Raw genomic sequence first — 20,477 nt, 5'->3', positions numbered from 1 at the left:
ACGTCGAGCCTCGCTTATGGGGGCGCATCCGTGGAGCACGATCCGCTAGGCTGTCGGAGGTCAGGCCTTCGTAGCTCAGGGGATAGAGCACCGCTCTCCTAAAGCGGGTGTCGCAGGTTCGAATCCTGCCGGGGGCACCAGGGCAAACGGCCCGGAGCGATCACGCTCCGGGCCGTTTGACTGCACCGCCTGACGGCAACGGGGTCATGCACTCGGCCGTCGCCGCCGCAGCATCCGGTCCATGTGGCTGATCGCCTCACGCTTCGTTTCGTCCACGACGTGCGTGTACACGTCCATGGTGATGCTGATCTGGCTGTGCCCGAGGATCTCCATGATCACCCTGGGCGCGACCCCGGCGGCGGTCAGCAGAGTCGCGCACCCGTGGCGGGCGTCGTGCAGGCGAACGACCCGTAGGCCGGCGTCGGCCGCAACGCGGGTGAAGGCCCGGTAGACGTTCCTCGGCTCCACCGTCCGACCGTTCCGGGTGGCGAAGACGGCCCCGGCCTCGGACCACGCGACGCCCGTCTCTCGGAAGATCGCGCGCTGCTTGAGCCGGTGCCACCGGAGGGGGGCAATGCACATCGCGGGCAGCGGCACGGCCCGCTGGCGGCGGCTCTTCGGGTCGTCCTGGTACAGCTGCCCGCGCCGGCGCTGGGTCTGCTGGCGGACGTGCAGAACCCGGTTGTCCAGGTCGAGGTCCGACCACCGCAGCCCGACCAGCTCACCTCGCCGGAGCCCCATCGCGATGGCCAGGACGAACGCCGCGTAGAGGGCCTCCCCTCGCGCGGCCTCGAGGAACGCAAGCGTCTCCTCAAGCGTCCACGGCCGGATCTCCCGCTGCTTCGCCCTTGGCGGCTCGACCAGGAACGCCACGTTGCGCGTGATCAGTTCGTCCCGCACGGCCCCCGACAGCGCGGTGCGCAGGACGCGATGGGCCTCCTTGGCCGTGGCCACCGTCTTCTCCTTCTGTACGCGGGTGAGAAACCGGCGCACGTCGGCTGTGCTCAGCGACTCCAGGCTTCGGGACCCGAGCAGGGGCACGAGGTGCAGCCTCACGTGGGTCTCGTACTTGTCGTAGGTGCTGAGCTTCCGGCGCGGCTCGACGTGCTGCTCCAGCCAGTACGGCAGCCACTCCGACAAGCGGGCGGAGCGGGTCGGCGTCGGGACGCCCTGCCGGTCGCGCAACACCAGCTCCTGCCGCTTCTCGTCGCACTCCTGCCAGGTCTTGCCGTAGACGGTCTTGCGGGCGCGGGTACCGTCCGGCTGGGGCACGTACACCCGTGCCTCGTACCGGCCGTCCTTACGCTGCCAGATGCTGCCAGCGCCGTTGGGGTTCTTCTTGCCTGCCATCAGGCGGCGGCCTCCAGTTCGGTGTCGATGAAGCGGCGCACCGCGTCGGAGGGAATCCGACGGGCGCGGCCGATGGTGATGCTGGGGAGTCGCTTGGAGCGGATCAGGTTGTAGACGGAGTGCCGGCCGAGCTTGAGCGCGGCCATGGTCTCGGGGACGGTCATGAGCAGGGGCGGGGGCGGGAGCGCGGTCGGCACAGGGGCTCTCCTGTCGCTGGGCCGAGAGGGTTGAGGGCGATGGGTCGCGGAGCGGGGGCCGGGTCCGGTCAAGGCCCGTTCCTGTCCGAGGCTGGGATTTCTGCGTCATCACGTCATCTGCGTCAATTGCGCGCCTGACCTGCGGTTTTTGGTGACGCAAGGGGTGCGGTCGTGTGTCACCCGCCCACGTCACCGCGCCGCCGGGTGACACGGCCGGTGACGCGGGTGACGTGGAATGACGCAGCTGTGGGCGCCTGCGTCACCCGGTGTATCCGCAGGTCACAGGCCGTCTTCTGGCCTGCCGTGACGCGGGTGACGCAGCGTCTCTTCTCCTAGGAAAAAGAGAGGGGGTTTCTGTTGTCGTGCGGTGCGCCTCAGAACGTGAAGAAGGAGCCGCTGCGCGGCACGTCCTGTGCAGCGGCGGCAAGCCGCCGGAACAGCAAGAGGAGCACGCCTCGCCCGGAGGCCGGGTGCTCCTCTTGCTTGTGCGGCCGGGTTAGAACATCGGATCCGGCGGCGTGGGGGCGGGGCGGGTCATCTCGATGTAGCGGGCCGCTTTGGTGCGGCCCCAGTCGACGAGCAGGCCGCGCGCGGCGAGCGTCGGCTGAAGACGCTTGAGCCGGTCGGAGAAGACCTTGCCGGTGGTGGGCCACCCCTTGGGCAGGGGGCGGCACTCCTCCCCGGCGTAGAGCTGAGTAAGGGTGTACAGCCACTCGGTGGACGTCATCCGGACTTCCTCGCCAGGGACGGCGCCGGCGGCGTGCTTGAGAACCGTCTGGGCCAGCAAGTCCCCCTCGATGACGTCGTCGTTGAGGTCGTCGAGGGCGGCCCGGTAGGCGTTCAGCGCTCCGAGGCCGGTGGCCGCGTCGAGCTGCGCGCACAGGTGGGCGAAATCCGCCATCCGTAGATCGGTGGGGATGTCGGCCTGGGCGGCGCGGACCTTGACGGTCAGGTCGAGGAGTGAGCCGAGGATGACGGGCAGGACCTCTTCGAACTCCGCCCACAGCTCCGCTTCAGTCCGCCGCACGCGAGGACGTTCCAGGCGGAGCGGGAGGAGGCGTTCGGCGAGGTCGGGGCGGATGACGCCCACGTCGATGCCGGTCAGCAGAAGGGGGCGGCGGTAGCGGGAGCGGACGACGTCGCCGTCGGTGAACAGTGCGCGTTTGATGCTCTCGGCGCCGGTGACGATGCAGCACATCAGATCGGACAGGTCCGGTGGCAGGTGCGAGAGGTTGTCCAGGGCGGTGATCCATCCGGCCGCGACGGCCGTGATCAGGTTCTCCTCATCCTTCGGCGCCCGTCGCAGGTCGCCGCTCATGCCCTCGATGATCCGCACCAGCATCCGCCCGCCGGTGGACTTGCCCGCCCCCTGGGGGCCGGTGAGGAACGGAGCGGGGACCGGCACGGACGGCCCAAGGCAACCGATCAGCCACGCGACGGCCAGGCACTCCGTCTGCGCCCCGGCGAAGTTGCACAGCTGCAGAAGCAGGTCCAGGCCCTTGCCGTCGGTGTCCTTGGCCGGCAACGGTAGTTCCCCAGTCAGCTGGGTACGCCGCCAGCACACCTCTTGCGGGTCGGGGGTGAGGATGTCCCATCCGGTCGCGTGGATGCGGACGGACTGACCGTCGCTGCGGCCCAGGTCGAGCCAGGTCGCGCCGTCGAATCCCGGGGCAACCCGAATGTGGGTGGGCTGTACGTCCTGGCTGAGCGCGAGTGCTTCGATCAAGTCCAACGCCTCCTTGAGTGCTGTGCCGTTGAACGTGCCGATCCCGTCCTTGAAGAGACCGACCATGAGTTCCTGGCGGTGGCTCCCAGTCGTCCCCTGGGAGCGGATCGGACGGGCCACGGGGTGGCCTTGCTTCTGCGCGTAAACGGTCCCGTCGGCGGTGCGGAAGTACCGGAAGTGGGCTTGGGCGTAGTCAGTGATGATCTGGCGGGCCGGAGTCTTCTCTTCCTCGGGCATGGCTACATCCCCAGCTTCGTGCGGGCGTTGGCCCAGGCGTCCTCGCAGTTGCGCAGGGACTCGCCCTTCTCCTGCGCAGCTGTGAACAGCCGCTTGATGTGCGCCTCGGTGAGACAGCCGCACCATCCGTGCCTAGACAGCACCGCGAGGAACGTCCGGTACACGGTCTTGTGGATGACCTCCCCGGTCTCTTTGATGCGCTGCTCGGCCATGGCGATGCCGCGCTCGAGGTAGGCGGGTGAGCGGTGGCGGCATTCCCCGCCCGCGGCCAACGCCGGCACGGTGACGATGCACGGCGCGGGCCGGGCAACGGTCGGCTCCTTCGCGGCCAGCGCGCGCACGACATCAGGCAGGGCCTGCATGGTGCCGGTGCCGGGACCACGCCACCGGGCGTAGGACATCGTCGACTTCAGATCGACACCAGGCCGTACGCCGTTCACCGAGCGCATGGCGCCCCGGTAGATCCAGTGTTCGCCCCGGGTGGTCGCCACGACCTTGGTCGTGGGGAGTTCCTGGCGGGCCCATGAGACCGCTTCGGCGTTGTCGAGGTCCACGACGGTGAGTCCGGCGCCGCCGGGGTGGTAGGCGACGGCCTGAGCTTGCCTCCAGGCGCCCGCCCACGCGGGCGAGGTGAGGACGGCGGGGTCGGTGGTGGCGGCGGCCCAGGCGTGGCAGGGGGCGGGACACTGGCAGGGGCCGGCGGCGAGCATGTGGGGCCGGTCGCCGCATGCCGAGTTCTTGCAGCCGCGGCAGTTCCCGAACGGGAGCTTGCCCTCGCGTAGCGGCAGTGCGGGCAGTCCGAGTTCGGCGAGCCAGAGCGCGGTGCGTAGGTGGGCGGGTAAGGCCGACCGGGCGGGGTCTCGCGGGAAGTCGGTCGGGTGGGTCATGCTGGTCTCTCCAGTTCTTGAGCGTGCTGGACGAGAGCGGCCCCAGTCATTGGCGTGAGTGGGGGCCGCTCTTGGCATGTCGTACGGGTGATGCGGAATCCCTTCCGCAGGTGAGGCAGGGAGGCATGGGCACCCCCTGTCCGGGTGCGTGTGGAGGGGGTTTCGGGGGTCTGACCTGCGGCGCCTCCCTGCCTCCCTAGCAGATCATTTGCGCAGGTCAGAGGCAGGGAGGCAGGTCAGGGAGGGGTTCAGGGAGTTCTCCCTGCCTCCCTGACCGTGCGGGGGTCGGCTCCCTCTACTCGGCGGCAGAAGTGGAACCGTCCTGCGGGCGGGAGCCGAGGACGCGGGCGATGCGGTCGCGTCCGATGACCATCCGGCCGTCGGACTTGTACGGCTCCGCGCCCGTGCCGTCGAGGACCCGCTTGAGATCGATGAACGACCACCGCCCGTACGCCTTGTCGTTGAGCGCGGCCAGCCGCTTCAGGACCTCCTGCGTGAGCACGCGGGCCTCGGTGCCCAGGACGGTGAGGATGTCCGCGAGCGGGTCGTGCTCGTCCACGTCCGGGGTGGTGTGCGCGGTGACGATGCCGGACCGCAGGGCCTTGGCCCGGTCGGCGATGACGCCCGCGGTGTCGGTGTCGATGTAGTGCGTGCGGACCGTGATGGAGGCCTGTCCGGCGGGGATGGCGATGCCGTCGGAGGCGACGACCACGGTGCCCTTGTCGAGGCCCTGGCGAAGCAGGTGCGGGGCGGCGCCGCCGTCGACTGCCTTGTCGCCGAGGGCCATGCGGGCCTGAGATTCGGTGCCGAGCGCGAGGGAGGCGCGGGTGTGGGCGCCTTCGCGGACGAGCTTGGGGAGGTTCTGGTCGGTGGGGTCCTGCGTGCCCTGGTAGAGGATCACGTCCACGGCGCGGCCCTGGTTTTCGAGCTTCCGGGCGGCCATGAAGTACCGGCTGGTGGCCTTGGAGCCGCCGTAGGGCCGCTTGTCGTCGCCCACGGCGGGGCACATGAAAGCGACCTGTGCTTCGTCCACGATGCCGATCAGCGGATCGAAAACGGTGCCGGGCGGTGCCTGGATGCGGCGTTCCATCTCGGCGACCATGCCCTCGACCATTTCGGTCGCGTCGATGACGTGCTCGTCGGTCGGCCCCTGGATCAGGGTGGTGGCCAGGCCCTCGAACATTGCCCAGTCGCCCACGCCCTTGAGGTCGGCGATCCGGAGCTCCACCTTGCGGTCCAGAGCGAGCCACAGGGCGAGCGCGCGCAGGGCTGCGGTCTTGCCTTGGTTGGACAGACCCGTGATGAGAAGGTGCCGCTGATACAGGCTGATCAGCGCAGCGTCGCCGCGCAGGTCCTGGCCCCACGGCGCCTTGCCCGTGCGGTAGTTCGCGGTCATGGTCTCGTCGGTGACCAGCGGGGAAGGCCCGATCGGCTCGTCGAGCGCGCCGGAATCGGCGATCCACAACCGGACCGTACGAGCGGCGGTCGGCAGGGTGATGAACACCTCGTGTTCGTGGCGGGCGAGGTTCTCGGCGAGCTTCCTGCGGCGGCCCTGAACCTCGGCCGTCGACACCCCGGAGGGCAGGGTGACATCGACTTCCACGCCGCATCCGGCGATCCGGATCGGGCCGAGCATCGCCGCGCCGGCGTCGCCCATTTCCTTGATGGCGTTACGCAAGGGCGCGATGCCCAGGTCACGCAAGGCGGTGACCACGATCGAGGGGGTGATCGGGGCGCCCGTGTCGTCGCGCTGCTGGGCGGGGAGTGTCCACTGCGGTGCGGTCTGCTGGCGGCGGCCGACTCCCCACAGGGCCAGTAAGGCCAGCCACGGCCCGAGGGTGAGCGCGGGCCCCCACACCACGGTGGCGACCACGGCGGCCCAGCGGATCGCCTCGATCACGGCGCCGATGGGGCCGATGACCCAGGTGATGTCCTTGTTGGCTATGGCCAGCACGATCCCGAGCAGGAGCAGGCCACCAACCGTGAGACCGGTCCCGTACAGGGCGCTCTTGGCGAGGTCGGGGGCGGAGCGGAGCAGGTCCATGCGGCGGTGGTGGCGGCCGGTACGGAAGCGGGTGAGCCGGTCCTCCCACTCCTTGGCCTCCTCGAAGTTCCCCGCAGCCTCGGCGGCGCGGATCATCCGCTCGTAGCGGGACGCGGTCCGTGCGTCCCACGTCCGCTTGGCCGTGATCCGGGTCCCGCCAATGACATACATGCCGTGGCGGGCCACCAGCCGGACGGCGATGCGAGAGCGTTCGCTGGTGACCGCCGCACGCAGGCCCCGCCCGCGCTGGCGCCACACGCCGATCGGACGCACGGGGTCGGGTGCGGCCGGTCCGGGGGCGGCCGCGGGGATCGTGTCGGTGGGACTCTGGGGGTCTTTGAACAGGGGGACGACGTTGTCGGTCATGCTGAGAACTCCTGCTCTCGCTGACAAGTGGGTGGGTAGGGCCCGGGGCGGCCGGCGTTCTTTGGCGAGAAGGGACGGCCGCCCCGGGGCACAGCTACTTGCGGTTCTTGGTCCTGGCCTTGCGGGCGGCCTTCTCGGCCTCTGCCGCGTCGGCGGCCTGGCGCTCTTCGCGTTCGCGGGCGCCGTCGATGATCCGGTCGACCTTCTTCTGCAGGTCGCCGAGGTGGACGTTCTCCCCGGCGATCCCACGCTTAGCCATCCGGGCCGTGTACCAGCCGATCTGAGTGATCTCACGCGCGGTGAACTTCGGGTCCTTCGCCATGGCGTGCAGCTCCTTCCGGGCCGGTCTCTCCGGCTCCCCTCACCACCCGCCTGGGGCGGGTGGATCGGGCAGCCGTCAGCGACGGCGCGAGAGCAGCAGGATCCGGATGGCGAGTGCGGCCTCGACGGCCAGGAAGGCGGTCCATCCGATGTGCTGGCCGCAGGTCCGCTGGACCCACAGCAGGGCCATTCCGAGAGCGAGGCCGAGCAGGGCGATGAGCAGGTAGCGGCTGATGGTCGTGAGCATGCGAGTACTCCTCAAGACGGTGAGGGGGAGGGGTCAGCCGCGACGGCGGCGGGCCTTGCGCACGTTCTTCCCGGCCTGCGTGCCCTCGGGGCTGCCGACCGACTTCACAACCGTGTGGACGCCCCAGCCGAGCATCAGGGCGAGGAAGGCCAGGAACGCGAGGCTCGCGGCCATGGAGGCCAGGGCGGCCACGAGCAGCGGGCCGAAGTAGACGCCGGCCGCGACGGCTCCGGCGCCGACCCCGGAGCCGAGCGCGATGCGCTGCACGGTGCGGTCGGGTGGAGCCTGGTGGATGTGCTGGTGCACGACCTGCGGCCCGGCGTATGTGACGGGCAGGCTGTCGGAGTAGACGTGGGTGCCGTCCGGGAGCCGGACCACGGAGGCCGGTCGGACGGGTTCGGGCAGGTGGTTCACGGTCATCTCCCGTCAGGAGGCTTCGGGGTAGGCGCACGGGACGCACATGCCGAGCGAGGCCGGGATGACGTATCCGGCATCCACCCCGCAGGACGGGCAGGTGCGGCGGGCTGTGTTGGCCTTGGCCAGAGCAGCGCGTTTCGCGGGTGTCATCGGCCGGACTGGCTTGGCTCGGTCGACGCGATACAGGAACGCGGCGAGCGGGCCGCGCCGGTAGCGGGGGCGGAGCACCTGACCGGCGATGTCCTGACCGCCGGGCCGCAGCCCCAGGGCCCGTAACTGCCGTCGGGTGGCGAGCCCGTCCGGGGCCAGGCGCCAGGGGAAGGTGGGTATTCCGTATCGGGCGCCGGTCGGATCGATGCAGAGGGTCATCCGGCTACCGCCTCAGCGGCAGCACTCGCGGCCCGCTCACCCTTCAAGGTCTCGCGCAGGACGCGGGCCTTGGCCGGGGACGTGCGCAGGGCCTTGCGGATCCGCTCACCCGTCAGGTCCTCGACCGGCCACGCTTCCGTGATGCTCCGAGCCTCAGAGAGAAGCTCTTCCGGTGTGCGGACCGGTCGAGCCGATCGGGCCGACTCCGGAACCCGACCGGTCGCCCGACGCGAACGCGGAACCTCAGCAGCAGCGACCGGCACCCGGACCGCGATCGGGTCAGCAACCTCGAGCACATCAACCGGTACCGGCTCCAGCACGGGCGGCTCGGTGGTCTCTTCGACCGTCGGTTCGCCCTGCTCAACCATCGACCGATTTACATCGATCTGCACCGATTCCTGCATAGTCGGCTCGATCGGGGGCCGGTGGTGCAGGACTTTGGCGACCAGATCGGAGCCGAAGTAGATCGACCCGACCGGCAGCGACGTCGCCAGCAGCACCAGTGCGTAGTGCGTCCAGTCACCCGAAGCCAGTCGAGTCCAGCCGATCGACTCGCTGTGCAGCTCGGGCAGCAGTCCGTGGACGTAGTTCAGGACCAGCGACGCGATCGTGTACGCGGCGAGAACCCGCAAGGCGAACGTGCGGGCCTCGCCGGTCAGCACGAGGGCGGCGACCAGCGCCAGGGCCATTAGGCCGTCGACTACGAACGGGTAGAGCGTCGCGGCTGTGCTGTCCGCGCCGATTGCTCGAGCCACGTCCCGCAGTGCGTTCCAGGAGACCCGGAACGCCATGCCGACCACGAGCACCAGGGCGAGCACCAGGAGGGTTTTGGCGTTGCGGTTCACCGGTCGGCCTCCCCGTCGAGGTCGCCCGGCTCCCAGATCCACGACTCGCCCATCCAGTCGTCCACCTCGCACTCGGCGGGCGGCGCGACCTGCGGCGGCGCGGGCGGCGAGGCGGGCCGGGGCAGCCTGAAGAGCTTCCGCAGGATGCTCATACCGCACCGTTTTCCAGCGGCCGGACCTTCACCGCGCCCAGGAGGCTGACCCGTGCCGGGTGCGGGTGGTAGGCCGGGCTGGTGCTCTCCGTCCACTCCCACTCGGCGTCCTCGGCGAGAACGAACCCGAGGTACGCCAGAGCGGCCTGACGCTGGTAGAGATTCGGGATCGCGGTAGATGTCGGCCAGGTGAAGGTGGGCCACTCGCTGACCAGACCGGTCATGGCCACGTACAACTGCCAGCACGGGCCGGCCGTCTGTTCCGGGGCGGTGGTGCCGCAGCAGCGCAGGGAGAGCTGCGCTCGGAAGGTCTGCTTGTTCATGCCGCATCCCCCGAAGCCGTCGATCCGGCGATGCGGTTAGCCAGGTCCCGCCGGGCCACGAGGACCCGGTTGCGGGCCCGGCGGATCCGGCGGGCGTCGACCTCGGTCGGGGTCCGGTCCAGCGTGATGATCTGCGCGTCCAGCAGGTCGCGCTCCGCCAGGATCAGCGGCAACTCCTGGTCGATCGCGTCCAGCTCCGCGTCCGACGGCTCCAAGCCGTCCGACCACGGGGTAACACGGTCCTGAAGTGCAGCGATGGACTTCATGGGTCTTGCTCCTTCGAGAGAGGAACGGGGCCCGAACAGCAGCCCCCGGCGTTCCAGCGCCGGGGGCTGCATTGCGTTGGGGGTGAAGCGGAAAGAACTCCGGCTCCCCTCGGCCCCGCCCGTACGGCGCCGAAGCTCCGGACGGGCGGGGGAGGCAACCAGCCGCAGCCCAAGGGCTGCGAGGGGGTCGTGCGCGCGGACCTTGGCCGCGCCGGCCGCCTTACTGAGGAGGCGGCGGCCTCAACTACATGTCCACTGTTGAGTTCTCAAAGAGCAGTCGATTTCCGGCGGGGCGCGGTAGGCCAGGAAGGCTCTCCCGTAGGTACGGGGCACCGTCGGAGCGAGGTACTGCGGGCAAAGCTCGGGTGCGTGAGCAGCCCAAAGAAGGGCCACACAACTCCTTCAGTCGTGTACTCCTGTGCAGGAGTCACTGATAAGAGAGTGCTGTACTCATGTAGAGGAGTCAACCCGCTAGGCGGCGTGTGGCGCTGCGGGCTGACTTGAATGTGGTGGGTCGTCAGTCTCCGGCGGGGATGCGGTACTCCAGAACGAACTGGTCAGCACTCATGAGCGTGTCGCAGACCTCGACCACTCGACCTGACTCGATTTGAGCGTCCCGCATGAGGTGGATGACAGGCGCCCCCGGACTCAGGCTCAGCGAGCTCTGCTCCTCCTTGGTGGCGAGACGAACCCGTACCGTTTCCCGAAACTCCACCAGCAGGTCCCCGCGCTCTTCGATGCGGGCGTAGATCCCGCCCGGCCCCGGGTTCTCCTCCCTGAGCTGCGGGATGCTCTCGGCAAGGTCCCACGGGAGGTACGACGTTGCCTCCTCGGTGGGGATGCCGTCGCTGTAGTACAGCCGACGACGCGCGAGCACCTTGGTGCCAGGGTCCAGCCCAAGCCGGGTGGCCACCTCGGCAGGGGCCTCGGTCTGGCCGACGAAGAGGACGCGGACGCTGGGCCTCGAACCCGACTGCTCGGCCTCTGCCAGATACGCGGCTTTGCCGGCCTTCCTGTGCGAGCGGCGGAAGCGATCGCTGGACTTCCGCTGCATCGGTGGAGCCTTGCGTACGAAGCTGCCGCGACCGTGGTGCGTCTCGATCAGTCCGCGAATCCGCAGCTCGGTCATCGCCTTGCGGACGGTGCCCTGTGCGACCGAGTACCGGTCCATGAGCTCTGACTCGCTCGGCACCTTTTCTCCCGGGCGGAGCTTGGCCTCGGGATCCCGGAGGGCTTCCTGAATCTGCTGGCTGAGGTCGTCTGCGATTTGGAGGTAGCGCGGGCGACCGGCGTCACGTGCTGGCGAGAGGGGCATACTCTGCTGATTCTCCTAGACTCATGTATATGACCAACGCTACCTCTGAGAGACCGCTGCACTCCGTCTCGGTCGCCGGAATCGTTGTCCGGGAGGACGGGCGCGTCCTCGTGATCCGGCGCGCCGACAACGGGGCGTGGGAGCCGCCAGGCGGCATTCTCGAACGGGATGAGCGACCCGAGGAGGGCGTACTGCGGGAGGTCGCCGAGGAAACCGGGATCGATGTCGAGGTGGAGCGACTCACTGGGGTCTACAAGAACCTCACGCTCGGGGTCATCGCCCTGGTATTCCGGTGTCGGCCGGTGGGAGGGGTGGAGCAACTGTCCGACGAATCAACGGCGGTTCGCTGGCTCACCCCCGAAGAGGTGGAGCAGTCCATGCAGGAAGTGTTCGCCGTGCGCGTCGCGGACGCCTTGGACGGCCCGGTGCCGCACGTCCGGTCGCACGACGGGGTTCGACTGCTTGCGGCCTGACGGCAGTCCGTGACGGCAACGTCCATGAACGACGGCAACCACCCAGGCTCTCCGGGTGCAGCCCTCTCGCCACCCCGAATGCCCCGCCTCATGCAGTGGGCGAACTCCTAAAGCGGGTGTCGCAGGTTCGAATCCTGCCGGGGGCACGCGGCTGAGGGCCAGTTCGGAGGAGCGATCCTCTCGGACTGGCCCTTTCGCATGCATGCAGCGGGTTCTCCCCGGGTGGTGTCGATCGAGCGTCTGACGGGGCGTGGGCTCGGTCGCGGAGCGGGTGAGGAGCGCGCCTGCGGTTCGGGGGGCGGCGGTCAGGTCGTCAGGTCGGCGTAGAAGATGATGTTGTTCGTGCGGTGGCCGTCCTTGATGTCGCCGCCGCAGGTCAGCGGGCGGAGTTCGAGGCCTTGCGTGTCGGCGTAGACCTTGCCGGTCGGGAAGTCCTCGATGAGATCGCCGAGCTTGATCTTCTCGACGTCCGTCATCAGGCCGGGGTGTCGAAGTGCGCGACCAGGACGGAGACGCCCTTCTCGCCCGGCGTGACGCCCTCCGTCCACCAGCCGGGGTGGTTCGCGTCCGTGTCGGCGTTCGGCTCCGAGCTCGCCGGTGGCGGCGTCCACCTCCGGGTCGACCATCTTCTTCGCGTCCACGCCCGCGGCTTCGATCTTCATACCGGTCGGCTTCGACGGGGGGAGGGCGGTCGATGTGTGGGCCACGGGGGCCGCGGCGGTGCCGGCGGCCTTCGGGTCCGGGGGAAGCTGGCTACCGCAGGCGGCCAGGGCGGCCGTGACCGACGCCGCCAGGGTCGTCGTCACGATCACGGCGCGTGCGAGGCGTGAGGGTGCTGGACATCGTGTCGGGTGAGCCCTCGGCGCGGCGGCGGCGGAGCATCGTGAAGCCGAGGCCCGCGGCGCCCGCGGCGGCCAGGCCGGCGCCACCCGCGATCAGCGCCGCGGCCCCGGTCCAGCCCTCCTGCATGATCCCCTCGGCCTCCGCGGCAGGGGCGTCGGTGGCAAGGCCTGGGCGGCCGGGAGGGCCAGTGCGGTGAAGGCACCGGCGACGACGGCTGCGGTACGGAAGGTGGAGCGCACGCGTGGTTCCCCTCGGGTCGGAGTCGCCTCTGGCTCTCGGTCCGGGCCGGCCACGTTCGATGTGGTCCGCCCTGGCGACGACCCTCACGCTACGAGGGTCACGTTTTGGCCATCCGTCGGTAATGCAACAATTGTCCGGATCCTCGCCCACGGACCCGCCAAGGACCAGAGTCCCTGGTCGCAGACGCACGAAAGCCCTCCCGGCCGGAACCGGAAGGGCTGACGTCCATCGACTGGCGACGTGGGCGTGGGCGGGGGCGTGGGATCAGCTCAGGCCTCTGCTGCGTTCACCGATGCGGTCACCCTGCGGAGTGCCGGCCCGCTTGAGGGCCGCCTTCGTGTGCGCCCCGCCCTTGACCTTGCTCCGCACCAGACCGTCGAAGCCGTGGCCTGCCGGGCGCGGCGGCCGATCCGGCTCCTGGGCCTGGAAGGCCTCTCGGAAATCCTGCTTCTGCTGCTCTTTGCTCATCCCGTCGTCAACTCCCTCGGGAAGCACCCAATCGGACTATTGGGATGGTATGCAGATATGCGGAGCAACGCACCCGGACCGTGCGTAAAAACTCCGGACCCGCCTCCGATCAGGGCCGCTGCGCCGCCCCCGCCACCCAGCGGGTCAGCTCTTCCGGGCACGGCGTCCCCCGCGGCAGCTGGTACTTCGCCGCCACCCGGTACACCCCCGGCCCCGGTGCCAGCAGCTCCGTCCACACATCGCCCGCGGTGTCCGGAGCGGCCTTGAACAGGCACCCGGCCGTGTTCGCGTACTCCTTCGGCAGCGTGCCCGAGCCCGAGCCGCCGCCCCCGCTACGCGCCTTCGACGCGAACGTCTCCTGCGGCGGCGGCACCGGCTTGCCCGCGCCGTCCACCAGCCCCAGCCACGGCGAGTGCGGGATCCGTACGAGCACCCGCCCGGCCGCCTTCACATCGACGACCAGCTGGTCCGCCCCCGCCCGCACCACCGTGGCCTGCCCCGACACCAGGTCCGTCGGCGCGTCCACCTTGAAGAGCTGCCAGTTCGCGTCGCCCCACACCTGCTGGAGGTACGGGAGCCCCGCGCGCACCAGCTTCGCCTCGTCCTCCCCTCCCGAATCGGGTTTGTCGGCCGGCAGCACCACGTAGTGCACGGCCCAGCGGTCCAGCCACCCCCGGTAGCTCTCGGCCGTGAGGGTGTCGTCGTAGAAGAGCGGGTTCCGCTCGAGGTCCGCCTGCCGGTTCCAGCCGCGCGCGAGGTTCACGTACGCGGGGAAGGCCGAGGACTCGCGGTGGCTGCTGGCCGGGACCACCTCGACGCGGCCGCGGTCGGCGCCCGCCTTCTTCAGCTGGTCGACCAGCGGGGCCAGCTCGCGGTTCCACGCGGCCACCGGGGTCGTGCGGACGATGTCCGTGATGCTGTTGGCGGTGATCCAGATGTTGATCCCGGCGAAGGCGAGCAGCACCGCGTACCAGTGCCGGGTGCGCGGGACCGCGTACGGGAGGACCGCGAGCAGCACGGCCCCGCCGAACAGCATGACCAGCCGGGTGACGTTCGAGCCGACCTGCGAGTCGATCGCCCAGGTCAGCAGGACCCCGAAGGCGTAGACGGCGGAGGCGATCCGGACCGTCTTCCACCGCTTCGGTACGAGGAACAGGATCGCCAGCCCGAAGAAGAACGGCGGCGCGGCCGAGCCGAGCTTCATGGGCTGCGTCCCGGAGAACGGGAACAGCCAGGCCGACAGCCCGACCACCGCCGCCGGGGCCAGCCCCAGCGCGTACGCCCCGGGGCGCCGCCCTGACAGGAACAGCGCGGCCGCGATCACCCCGAGGAACAGTCCGGCGACGGGGCTGGAGGCGGTCGCGAGCGCGGCGAGCGGGGCCGCCACCGCGGCCTTGGCCCAGCGCCGCTCCGCCCATTTGCGGGGCCAGCAGAAGACGGCGGCGACGGCACCGAGCGCGAACATCGCGCCGAGGCCGAAGGTGACCCGGCCGGACAGGGCGTTGCAGAGCAGCCCGTACGCCCCGGCGAGGGCCGGCCACAGCGGCTCGCGGACGGTGCCGCGGCAGCGGGTCAGGATCAGCGCGAGCAGCCCGGCCGAGACCGTGCCGGCGACCATCATCGTGGTCCGTACGCCGATCATGTACATGACGTACGGGGACACGACGCTGTACGAGACCGGGTGCATGCCGCCGTACCAGGCGAGGTTGTACGCCGAGTCCGGATGGCGGCCGACGAACTCGGCCCAGGCGTCCTGCGCGGCCAGGTCGCCGCCGCTGTTGGCGAAACTGAAGAACCAGGCGACGTGCAGGACCGCGGCGAGCACGGTGGTGACCGGCACCGGGTGCCGGCGGGCCCAGCCGAGGACCCCGGGGGCCCCGGAGCCGCCGGGCGCGGCAGCGGGGACGGCGCCCGAAGCGGAGCCGGAGACGGCCTCGGGCACACCGGATCCGCCGACGGCGGGTGGTGCGCTCCGGCTCTGGCTCTGGCTCTGCTGTTCAGCAGTGGTCACTGCCGTACTCCCCGGACTTCCGGGACTTCCCGGCACATCGATCGAACATCTGCGGCCCTTCTCGGGTCCCGTTCCCGGGTCGCTAGACGCGCCACGGCGCCCCGGGGTTGCCCGGGGCGCCGAATCACGCGGTCAGCTCACCGATGCCGGCGATCAGCCGACACGGGTCAGTTTGCTGCCGATGCCGGGCGCGACGAGATCACTCTGCAGCGCCACCGGCACCTTCACCTGGCTGGCCCCTTCACCGACGGTCAGCACGCCGATCTCGGTGCCGGCCTTGGCGCTCTGCGGGAGCTTGCCGTCCCCGCCGGCCAGCTTGATGTCGACCGTGAGCGAAGGCCAGCCGACCGCCGCCACGTCGCCGGTCGCGACGACCGGGGTGCGGCCGCCGAGACCGTCGTCCACGTACCCGACGACGTCGCCCTTCTTCACGACGGGCGCGTCCACCAGCATCTTCTGCGTGGCCAGCATGACCTGCTTGCTGGCCGCGATGGCGGTGTCGAGGATCGGGCTGCCGTGCTGGCCGAGCACCGCGCCGACGATCAGCTGCCTGGTCTTGCCGACCTGCTTCTCGGCGGCGAAGAGCAGGTTGCCGCCGGCCTTGGTGGTGGAGCCCGTCTTGATCCCGAGGGCGCCGTTGTACGGGATGAGGGTGTTGTAGTTCCGCCACTTCTTGCCGGACGGGTCGATCCATTCCGGCAGCTTCGTGATGGCGATCAGCTCCGGCATCTCGACGACCTTGAGACCGAGCTTGACCTGGTCCTCGGCGGTGCTGACCGTCGTCGCGTCCAGACCCGAGGGGTCGGTGTACGTGGTGTTGGTCATGCCGAGTTCCTTGGCGGCGTCGTTCATCTTCTTGACGAACGCCTCCTGGTCGCCGCCGGCGTCCCAGCGCGCGAGCAGCCGCGCGACGTTGTTGGCGGACGGGATCATGATCGCGGCGAGGGCGTCGTACTCCGAGATCTTGTCGCCCGCCTTCAGCGTGTTGACCGTGGACTCGCCCTCGGAGTCCTTGTTGCCGTCGTCGACCGCGGTCTTGTCGACATCGATCATCGGACCCTTTTCCCCCTTCTTGAGGGGGTGGTTCTTCAGGATCACGTACGCCGTCATCGTCTTGGCGACGCTGCCGATGGCGATCGGCTTCTGCTCGCCGAAGCTGCCGACGGTGCCGAGGCCGGCCGCGGCCATGTGGGCCTGGCCCTCCTTCGGCCAGGGCAGGACCGGGTTGCCGCCGTCGAAGGTGTACGAGGACTTCGCGGTCATCGTGAGCTTCGGCTCGGGCAGCGGGCGCACGAGCTGGACGACGGCGAGGATGATCGCGAGGAGCGCGACGAGCGGGGCGTAGATCTTGAACCGCCGTACCGCCGTACGCAGGGGGCTCGGCGGCGGGGGCGGGTTGTTGGTGAGGTCCGCGAGCATGTCGAGCGGCGGCTTGGGCGGCAGCGGCTGCTGCGTGGTCCGCTCGGTCCGCTCGGGGACGACGACCGGCTTCGGGGCGGCGGGCGCCGGGGCCGGGGCCTGGGCGGCCGGCGATGCCGAAGCCGAAGCCGCGGGCTTGGACGCCGGGCCCTCGTCCTTGCGCAGCGGCACGAACGTGCTGGCCCGCTCCCCGCCGACCGCCTTCGGCGGCACGGGGCGGGAGGCGGCGGGCTTCTCCGGAGCCGGAGCCGATGCCGACGCCGATGCCGATGCCTGGGGCGACGCCTTCGCGTCCGGCTTCACGGCCCGGAAGACGGCGGTGCGCTCGCTGTCCGCGGGCTCGTCGGAAGCCTTGCCTGCGGCGGGGGCCTTCGGGGCACCCGAGGCGGCATCCAGCTTCGGAGCGCGGAAGACGGCGGTGCGCTCGCTGTCCGCCGCATCGGCGGGGGCCGCGCCCTTGGCGTCACCCGAAGCGGAACCCCCGGCAGGGCCCCGGTCACCACCGGCCGGCTTCTCGGCGGCGGACGCCGAGGCACCCGTACCGCTCCCCGGCTTCGCGGCACGGAAGACCGCGGTGCGCTCGCTGTCGGCCGCCAGCTTGCCCGCGGCCGCGGCGTCCGTACCGCCCTTGGGCGAAGCAGAGGGGGACGGGGACGCGGAGCCCGGCTTCACGGCACGGAACACGGCCGTACGCTCGCTGTCCGCCGAGGCCTTCGCCGACGCCTCGGCAGCGGCTTCCGCCGGCTTGTCCGCAGCGACGGCGTCCGTACCGCCCTTGGCCGAAGCAGAACCTGACGGAGACGGGGAGCCCGGCTTCACGGCACGGAAGACCGCGGTGCGCTCGCTTTCGGCCGGCGCATCGGCGGCAGCCGGCTCGTCAGCGGCGGACACCGAACCGGAATCCGTGCGAGCGCCGCCCGCAGGCTCGTCCCCGGCGGAATCGTCCGAGCCGCTCCGGACGGGAGCCGAGCCCGGCTTCCCGGCCGCTGCACCGGCGGAAGCGGAAGCCGAACCTGCGTTCGGGACGCGGAACACCGCGGTGCGCTCGCTGTCGGCCGCCGGCTCGCCCGCGGAAACGGAAGCCGAGCCCGGCTTCTCGGCCGGCGCATCGGCAGTCACCGGCTTCGCAGCCGCGGACGCGGGGGCATCCGTACGGCCCTTGGCGGAGGCAGGCTCCGAGCGCAGCCGCTCGGCGTCCGACGACTCGTCCGCAGAAGCCGAATCCGAGCCGGAAGCGGAATCCGAGTCGGAGCCGGAATCGGAGTCGGAATCGGAGCCGGGATCGATGTCGGGGACATCCGCGTCCGGCTTCGGCGCGCGGGACACGGCGGTGCGCTCGCTGTCGGCCGGGGCCGAGTCGCCCTCGGCCTCAGCCGCGGCCTCGGAGTCCACCCGTCCGGAGGACCCGGCGCCCGGCTTCGGCTCCGCGGCGGAGCCGTCGGCCTCCGCTTCCGCGTCGGTCGTAGCCACCCACGCCGCCACCGCCTCGCGCAGCGGATCCCGGTCCTTGCCCTCGCCGGAGCCGGAGCCCGAGCCGGAGCCCGAGCCGGAGGCGGAAGCGGTCCCGGACTCTGGTTCCCGCGGCCGGAACACGGACAACCTCGGGTCACGCTCCGCGGAGGACATCGCCGCCCCCGACGCTCCTTCATCAACCGACTTGTCGGGGGACTCGCCCGCCACCAGTTCCTCCTCGATCGCCACCACGTCCGGCTGTCCGAATGTCTAACAGTGTCCCGTCTAGGGGGCATCGCCCCCGTGCTAGACGAGAACGACATAGTTGCGGGTTCCCCCACAAAGCGACCACGCGCTCTCGACAGATGAATGTGAGAGGCGTCACCCTGTCACTCATCCACGCGGGGAGGCATGGATGGGCAGGAGCCGCAGAACAATTCCGGAGGAGCTTCTGCTGCTCGCTTTGGACCCGACCACGGGTACCACGGCGCAGCCGCAGTCGCTCGACCTCGGCCTGGCCGGGGCACAGCTAGTAGAGCTGGCTCTGGCAGGACGGATAGCCCCTGACGGGGATCGTATCGCCGTGGTGATGCCACGGCCGACAGGAGATCCGACTCTGGACTCCGCACTGGAACTGCTGCGCAGGCGCGGCAGCCCGGTACGGGCCGTCCACTGGATCGGTGGACCCCGGTTGGGGCTCCGCCAGATTTACCTCGCTCATCTGGAGCGCTGCGGCATGGTGCATGCCGTCGCGGGACAGATGTGCGGAGTGCTGCCGACGACTCGCTACCAGGCGACCGACACGGCGATCAGCCGGGAGATCCGCGCCCGGCTCGACAGTGCGATCCGCACCGGCGTACCGCCGGACCCGCGGACCGCGGCGCTCGCCGCACTGGCCCACGCGGTCGGACTCGGCAAGCACCTGTACCCCGGCAACGAGGGGCGGTCGTCCAGGTCCCGGCTGCGGGATCTGATCCGGCACGACCCGATGGGCGGACTCGTGGCGCACGCCGTCATGGACGTCCAGAACGGTGTGGCTGCGCAGCCACGCCGTGACCGCGCACCGGCGGCACCGCCGCCCGCCCGGGCCACGGCGAACGGCGTTCCGCTGCAGGCACGCCGGACGGGCGCGATGGCCCGCGCGGCCGCGCACTGATCCACTGCTTCACGGCTTCACCGATTCACGGCACCACGGATCCACTGCTCCACCGAACCGCCATCGCCGCCATCGCCGCAACCGGCGTCCCCGATGACCCGGTTCGGGAGCCGCCAGCGCGCGGGATGGCGAGGCCGGTCCGCCGGCCCCGCCGTCCCGCGCGTCTGCATTTCCGTGCCGTTCTCCGGCGCCGCCCCGCCCTTCGGTGGCAGTCTGCTCACCATCAGACACGCAGAGAGACAGAACCAGAAGAAGGCGGAGGTGCCGTTCAAGTGGCGTCCAATGTCAATCCCACCGTCCGACGCCGCCGACTGGGCATGGAGTTGCGCAAGCTCCGCGAAGACAAGGGCATGACGGCCGAGCAGGTCGCCGAGCGCCTGCTCGTCTCCCAGTCGAAGATCAGCAGGCTGGAGAACGGCCGCCGTTCCATCAGCCAGCGTGACGTCCGCGACCTGTGCGACGTGTACGAGGTCGAGGACCGCCGGCTCGTCGACTCCCTCATGCAGATGGCCAAGGACTCCCGCCAGCAGGGCTGGTGGCACGCCTTCGGCGACATCCCGTACAGCGTCTACAACGGCCTCGAGACGGACGCCGCGAGCCTGCGCACGTACGAACCCCAGATGGTGCCCGGCCTGCTCCAGACCCCGGAGTACGCCCAGGCCCTCATCCGCGGCGCGCTGCCCGAGACGGCCCCGGTCGACGTGGAGAAGCGCGTCCAGGTGCGGATGCACCGGCAGAAACGGCTCTCCGAGACGGACAACAACAACCCGGAGGTCGGGCCGTTGCGGCTGTGGGCGGTCATCGACGAGGCCGCGCTGCGGCGGCACGTGGGCGACCCCCAGCTGATGATCAGGCAGCTCGAGTACTTGATAGAGCAGTCCGAGCAGCCGTACATCACCGTGCAGGTGATGCCGTTCTCGATGGGCGCGCACCCGGGCGTGAACGGCCAGTACGCCATCCTGGAATTCCCGGACGCGTCCGATTCGACGGTCGTCTACATCGAGGGCGTGACGAGCGATTTGTACCTGGAGAAGGCCAACGACGTACAGAAGTACAGCGTGATGTACGAGCACCTGCGGGCGCAGGCGCTCAATGTGGAGCAGACGCGTCAGTTCATCGCCGAGATCATCGGCGAGTATGCGGTCAAGGGGAAGTAAAAGCGGAGGCAGCGGACACCGCGTCGGCGGGCAGGTGGCGAGGGGGCCGGTACGGTACACCGTTGCTCCCCGGCCACAGAAGTCCTGAATGGAATATGCCACTCGGTCGGGTGAATGACCCCTTCGCCCGTCGGAAGGTGCCGGTAGCGTCGATCACGTCGGCCGGGGAAACCGAAATGGCCGACAACCCACTGGC

Annotated in this window: 21 protein-coding genes and 1 tRNA gene; 4 read left to right on the top strand and 18 right to left on the bottom strand. The window is 70.3% G+C overall.

Translation table 11 applies throughout. The features are described 5' to 3' along the window. Window positions 1–64: 64 nt before the first annotated feature. Window positions 65–140, top strand: a tRNA-Arg gene (locus IF09_RS0134485). 64 nt (window positions 141–204) lie between these two features. Here the strand turns inward: IF09_RS0134485 and IF09_RS0134480 are convergent. The 14 genes from IF09_RS0134480 to IF09_RS0134415 form a co-directional block, all read right to left on the bottom strand. After that, window positions 205–1,350 carry a tyrosine-type recombinase/integrase gene (locus IF09_RS0134480; protein ID WP_030302662.1) on the bottom strand — a complete coding sequence of 382 codons (1,146 nt, stop codon included), beginning with the start codon at window positions 1,348–1,350 and terminating at the stop codon, window positions 205–207. Further along, window positions 1,350–1,514 (bottom strand): helix-turn-helix domain-containing protein, encoded by a 165-nt coding sequence (locus IF09_RS0134475; RefSeq protein ID WP_106975206.1) that lies wholly within the window; start codon window positions 1,512–1,514, stop codon window positions 1,350–1,352. The genes IF09_RS0134480 and IF09_RS0134475 overlap by 1 nt, the downstream gene beginning before the upstream one ends. A 529-nt stretch (window positions 1,515–2,043) precedes the next feature. After that, window positions 2,044–3,510 carry a hypothetical protein gene (locus tag IF09_RS0134470; protein WP_030302657.1) on the bottom strand — a complete coding sequence of 489 codons (1,467 nt, stop codon included), beginning with the start codon at window positions 3,508–3,510 and terminating at the stop codon, window positions 2,044–2,046. Between the two features lie 2 nt (window positions 3,511–3,512). Next, window positions 3,513–4,397 (bottom strand): bifunctional DNA primase/polymerase, encoded by an 885-nt coding sequence (locus tag IF09_RS0134465; RefSeq protein WP_030302651.1) that lies wholly within the window; start codon window positions 4,395–4,397, stop codon window positions 3,513–3,515. 295 nt (window positions 4,398–4,692) lie between these two features. Further along, on the bottom strand, window positions 4,693–6,807 hold the full coding sequence (locus tag IF09_RS0134460; RefSeq protein WP_030302649.1) for an FtsK/SpoIIIE domain-containing protein: 2,115 nt from the start codon (window positions 6,805–6,807) through the stop codon (window positions 4,693–4,695). Window positions 6,808–6,901: 94 nt separating this feature from the next. Beyond that, window positions 6,902–7,129: a DUF6257 family protein gene (locus tag IF09_RS0134455; RefSeq protein WP_030302647.1), complete on the bottom strand. Its 228-nt coding sequence runs from the start codon at window positions 7,127–7,129 to the stop codon at window positions 6,902–6,904. A 75-nt stretch (window positions 7,130–7,204) separates the two neighbouring features. Continuing rightward, a complete protein-coding gene (locus IF09_RS46045; RefSeq protein WP_158710134.1) occupies window positions 7,205–7,375 on the bottom strand; it encodes a hypothetical protein in 171 nt (56 codons plus the stop codon). Between the two features lie 33 nt (window positions 7,376–7,408). Further along, the gene (locus tag IF09_RS0134445) at window positions 7,409–7,789 is read right to left on the bottom strand and encodes a DUF6251 family protein (RefSeq protein ID WP_030302645.1); all 381 of its coding nucleotides are present in this window, start codon (window positions 7,787–7,789) and stop codon (window positions 7,409–7,411) included. A 12-nt stretch (window positions 7,790–7,801) separates the two neighbouring features. Further along, entirely contained in the window at window positions 7,802–8,161 is a 360-nt protein-coding gene (locus IF09_RS0134440) for an RRQRL motif-containing zinc-binding protein (RefSeq protein ID WP_030302643.1), read from the bottom strand. Next, window positions 8,158–9,006, bottom strand: coding sequence for a DUF2637 domain-containing protein (locus IF09_RS0134435; RefSeq protein WP_030302642.1), 849 nt, complete (start codon window positions 9,004–9,006; stop codon window positions 8,158–8,160). Before IF09_RS0134435 ends, IF09_RS0134440 begins: the two co-directional genes overlap by 4 nt. Further along, window positions 9,003–9,158, bottom strand: a complete 156-nt coding sequence (locus tag IF09_RS46040) for a hypothetical protein (protein WP_158710133.1) — start codon at window positions 9,156–9,158, stop codon at window positions 9,003–9,005. Before IF09_RS46040 ends, IF09_RS0134435 begins: the two co-directional genes overlap by 4 nt. Beyond that, a complete protein-coding gene (locus IF09_RS0134425) occupies window positions 9,155–9,481 on the bottom strand; it encodes a DUF6303 family protein (RefSeq protein WP_030302640.1) in 327 nt (108 codons plus the stop codon). Before IF09_RS0134425 ends, IF09_RS46040 begins: the two co-directional genes overlap by 4 nt. Continuing rightward, a complete protein-coding gene (locus IF09_RS0134420) occupies window positions 9,478–9,747 on the bottom strand; it encodes a DUF6284 family protein (protein WP_030302639.1) in 270 nt (89 codons plus the stop codon). The genes IF09_RS0134425 and IF09_RS0134420 overlap by 4 nt, the downstream gene beginning before the upstream one ends. A gap of 517 nt (window positions 9,748–10,264) precedes the next feature. Further along, window positions 10,265–11,062 (bottom strand): GntR family transcriptional regulator, encoded by a 798-nt coding sequence (locus IF09_RS0134415; protein ID WP_030302637.1) that lies wholly within the window; start codon window positions 11,060–11,062, stop codon window positions 10,265–10,267. 29 nt (window positions 11,063–11,091) lie between these two features. Between IF09_RS0134415 and IF09_RS0134410 the strand changes: the two genes are divergently transcribed. Beyond that, window positions 11,092–11,535 (top strand): NUDIX domain-containing protein, encoded by a 444-nt coding sequence (locus tag IF09_RS0134410; protein WP_234321261.1) that lies wholly within the window; start codon window positions 11,092–11,094, stop codon window positions 11,533–11,535. A 305-nt stretch (window positions 11,536–11,840) separates the two neighbouring features. Here the strand turns inward: IF09_RS0134410 and IF09_RS41100 are convergent, their stop codons facing one another. The 4 genes from IF09_RS41100 to IF09_RS47605 all read right to left on the bottom strand — a co-directional run bounded on the left by IF09_RS41100 (window position 11,841) and on the right by IF09_RS47605 (window position 18,220). Continuing rightward, window positions 11,841–12,341, bottom strand: a complete 501-nt coding sequence (locus IF09_RS41100; RefSeq protein ID WP_234321260.1) for a hypothetical protein — start codon at window positions 12,339–12,341, stop codon at window positions 11,841–11,843. 541 nt (window positions 12,342–12,882) lie between these two features. Next, complete coding sequence (locus tag IF09_RS0134400) at window positions 12,883–13,086, bottom strand: hypothetical protein (protein WP_234321259.1); 204 nt, start codon at window positions 13,084–13,086, stop codon at window positions 12,883–12,885. Between the two features lie 109 nt (window positions 13,087–13,195). Further along, a complete protein-coding gene (locus tag IF09_RS0134395) occupies window positions 13,196–15,097 on the bottom strand; it encodes an MFS transporter (protein ID WP_418953092.1) in 1,902 nt (633 codons plus the stop codon). 153 nt (window positions 15,098–15,250) lie between these two features. Continuing rightward, entirely contained in the window at window positions 15,251–18,220 is a 2,970-nt protein-coding gene (locus IF09_RS47605; protein ID WP_234321258.1) for a hypothetical protein, read from the bottom strand. 163 nt (window positions 18,221–18,383) lie between these two features. Here IF09_RS47605 and IF09_RS41095 point away from each other — a divergent pair, with 163 nt between their 5' ends. Both IF09_RS41095 and IF09_RS0134380 read left to right on the top strand, forming a co-directional pair. Next, the gene (locus IF09_RS41095; protein ID WP_030302629.1) at window positions 18,384–19,124 is read left to right on the top strand and encodes a GOLPH3/VPS74 family protein; all 741 of its coding nucleotides are present in this window, start codon (window positions 18,384–18,386) and stop codon (window positions 19,122–19,124) included. 272 nt (window positions 19,125–19,396) lie between these two features. Then, window positions 19,397–20,281, top strand: coding sequence for a helix-turn-helix domain-containing protein (locus IF09_RS0134380; protein WP_030302627.1), 885 nt, complete (start codon window positions 19,397–19,399; stop codon window positions 20,279–20,281). The last annotated feature ends 196 nt before the right edge of the window (window positions 20,282–20,477 follow it).

Origin of the sequence: Streptomyces katrae, assembly GCF_000717655.1 — a bacterium.
Taxonomy (GTDB): domain Bacteria; phylum Actinomycetota; class Actinomycetes; order Streptomycetales; family Streptomycetaceae; genus Streptomyces; species Streptomyces katrae_B.
This window is presented reverse-complemented; position numbering and strand designations above follow the sequence as displayed.

Excerpts from the sequence above, each read along its gene's own strand:
- IF09_RS0134480 (WP_030302662.1), bottom strand. The coding sequence starts at position 1,350 with ATGGCAGGCAAGAAGAACCCCAACGGCGCTGGCAGCATCTGGCAGCGT.
- IF09_RS0134475 (WP_106975206.1), bottom strand. The coding sequence starts at position 1,514 with ATGACCGTCCCCGAGACCATGGCCGCGCTCAAGCTCGGCCGGCACTCC.
- IF09_RS0134470 (WP_030302657.1), bottom strand. The coding sequence starts at position 3,510 with ATGCCCGAGGAAGAGAAGACTCCGGCCCGCCAGATCATCACTGACTAC.
- IF09_RS0134465 (WP_030302651.1), bottom strand. The coding sequence starts at position 4,397 with ATGACCCACCCGACCGACTTCCCGCGAGACCCCGCCCGGTCGGCCTTA.
- IF09_RS0134460 (WP_030302649.1), bottom strand. The coding sequence starts at position 6,807 with ATGACCGACAACGTCGTCCCCCTGTTCAAAGACCCCCAGAGTCCCACC.
- IF09_RS0134455 (WP_030302647.1), bottom strand. The coding sequence starts at position 7,129 with ATGGCGAAGGACCCGAAGTTCACCGCGCGTGAGATCACTCAGATCGGC.
- IF09_RS46045 (WP_158710134.1), bottom strand. The coding sequence starts at position 7,375 with ATGCTCACGACCATCAGCCGCTACCTGCTCATCGCCCTGCTCGGCCTC.
- IF09_RS0134440 (WP_030302643.1), bottom strand. The coding sequence starts at position 8,161 with ATGACCCTCTGCATCGATCCGACCGGCGCCCGATACGGAATACCCACC.
- IF09_RS46040 (WP_158710133.1), bottom strand. The coding sequence starts at position 9,158 with ATGAGCATCCTGCGGAAGCTCTTCAGGCTGCCCCGGCCCGCCTCGCCG.
- IF09_RS0134425 (WP_030302640.1), bottom strand. The coding sequence starts at position 9,481 with ATGAACAAGCAGACCTTCCGAGCGCAGCTCTCCCTGCGCTGCTGCGGC.
- IF09_RS0134420 (WP_030302639.1), bottom strand. The coding sequence starts at position 9,747 with ATGAAGTCCATCGCTGCACTTCAGGACCGTGTTACCCCGTGGTCGGAC.
- IF09_RS0134415 (WP_030302637.1), bottom strand. The coding sequence starts at position 11,062 with ATGCCCCTCTCGCCAGCACGTGACGCCGGTCGCCCGCGCTACCTCCAA.
- IF09_RS0134410 (WP_234321261.1), top strand. The coding sequence starts at position 11,092 with ATGACCAACGCTACCTCTGAGAGACCGCTGCACTCCGTCTCGGTCGCC.
- IF09_RS0134400 (WP_234321259.1), bottom strand. The coding sequence starts at position 13,086 with ATGAGCAAAGAGCAGCAGAAGCAGGATTTCCGAGAGGCCTTCCAGGCC.
- IF09_RS41095 (WP_030302629.1), top strand. The coding sequence starts at position 18,384 with ATGGGCAGGAGCCGCAGAACAATTCCGGAGGAGCTTCTGCTGCTCGCT.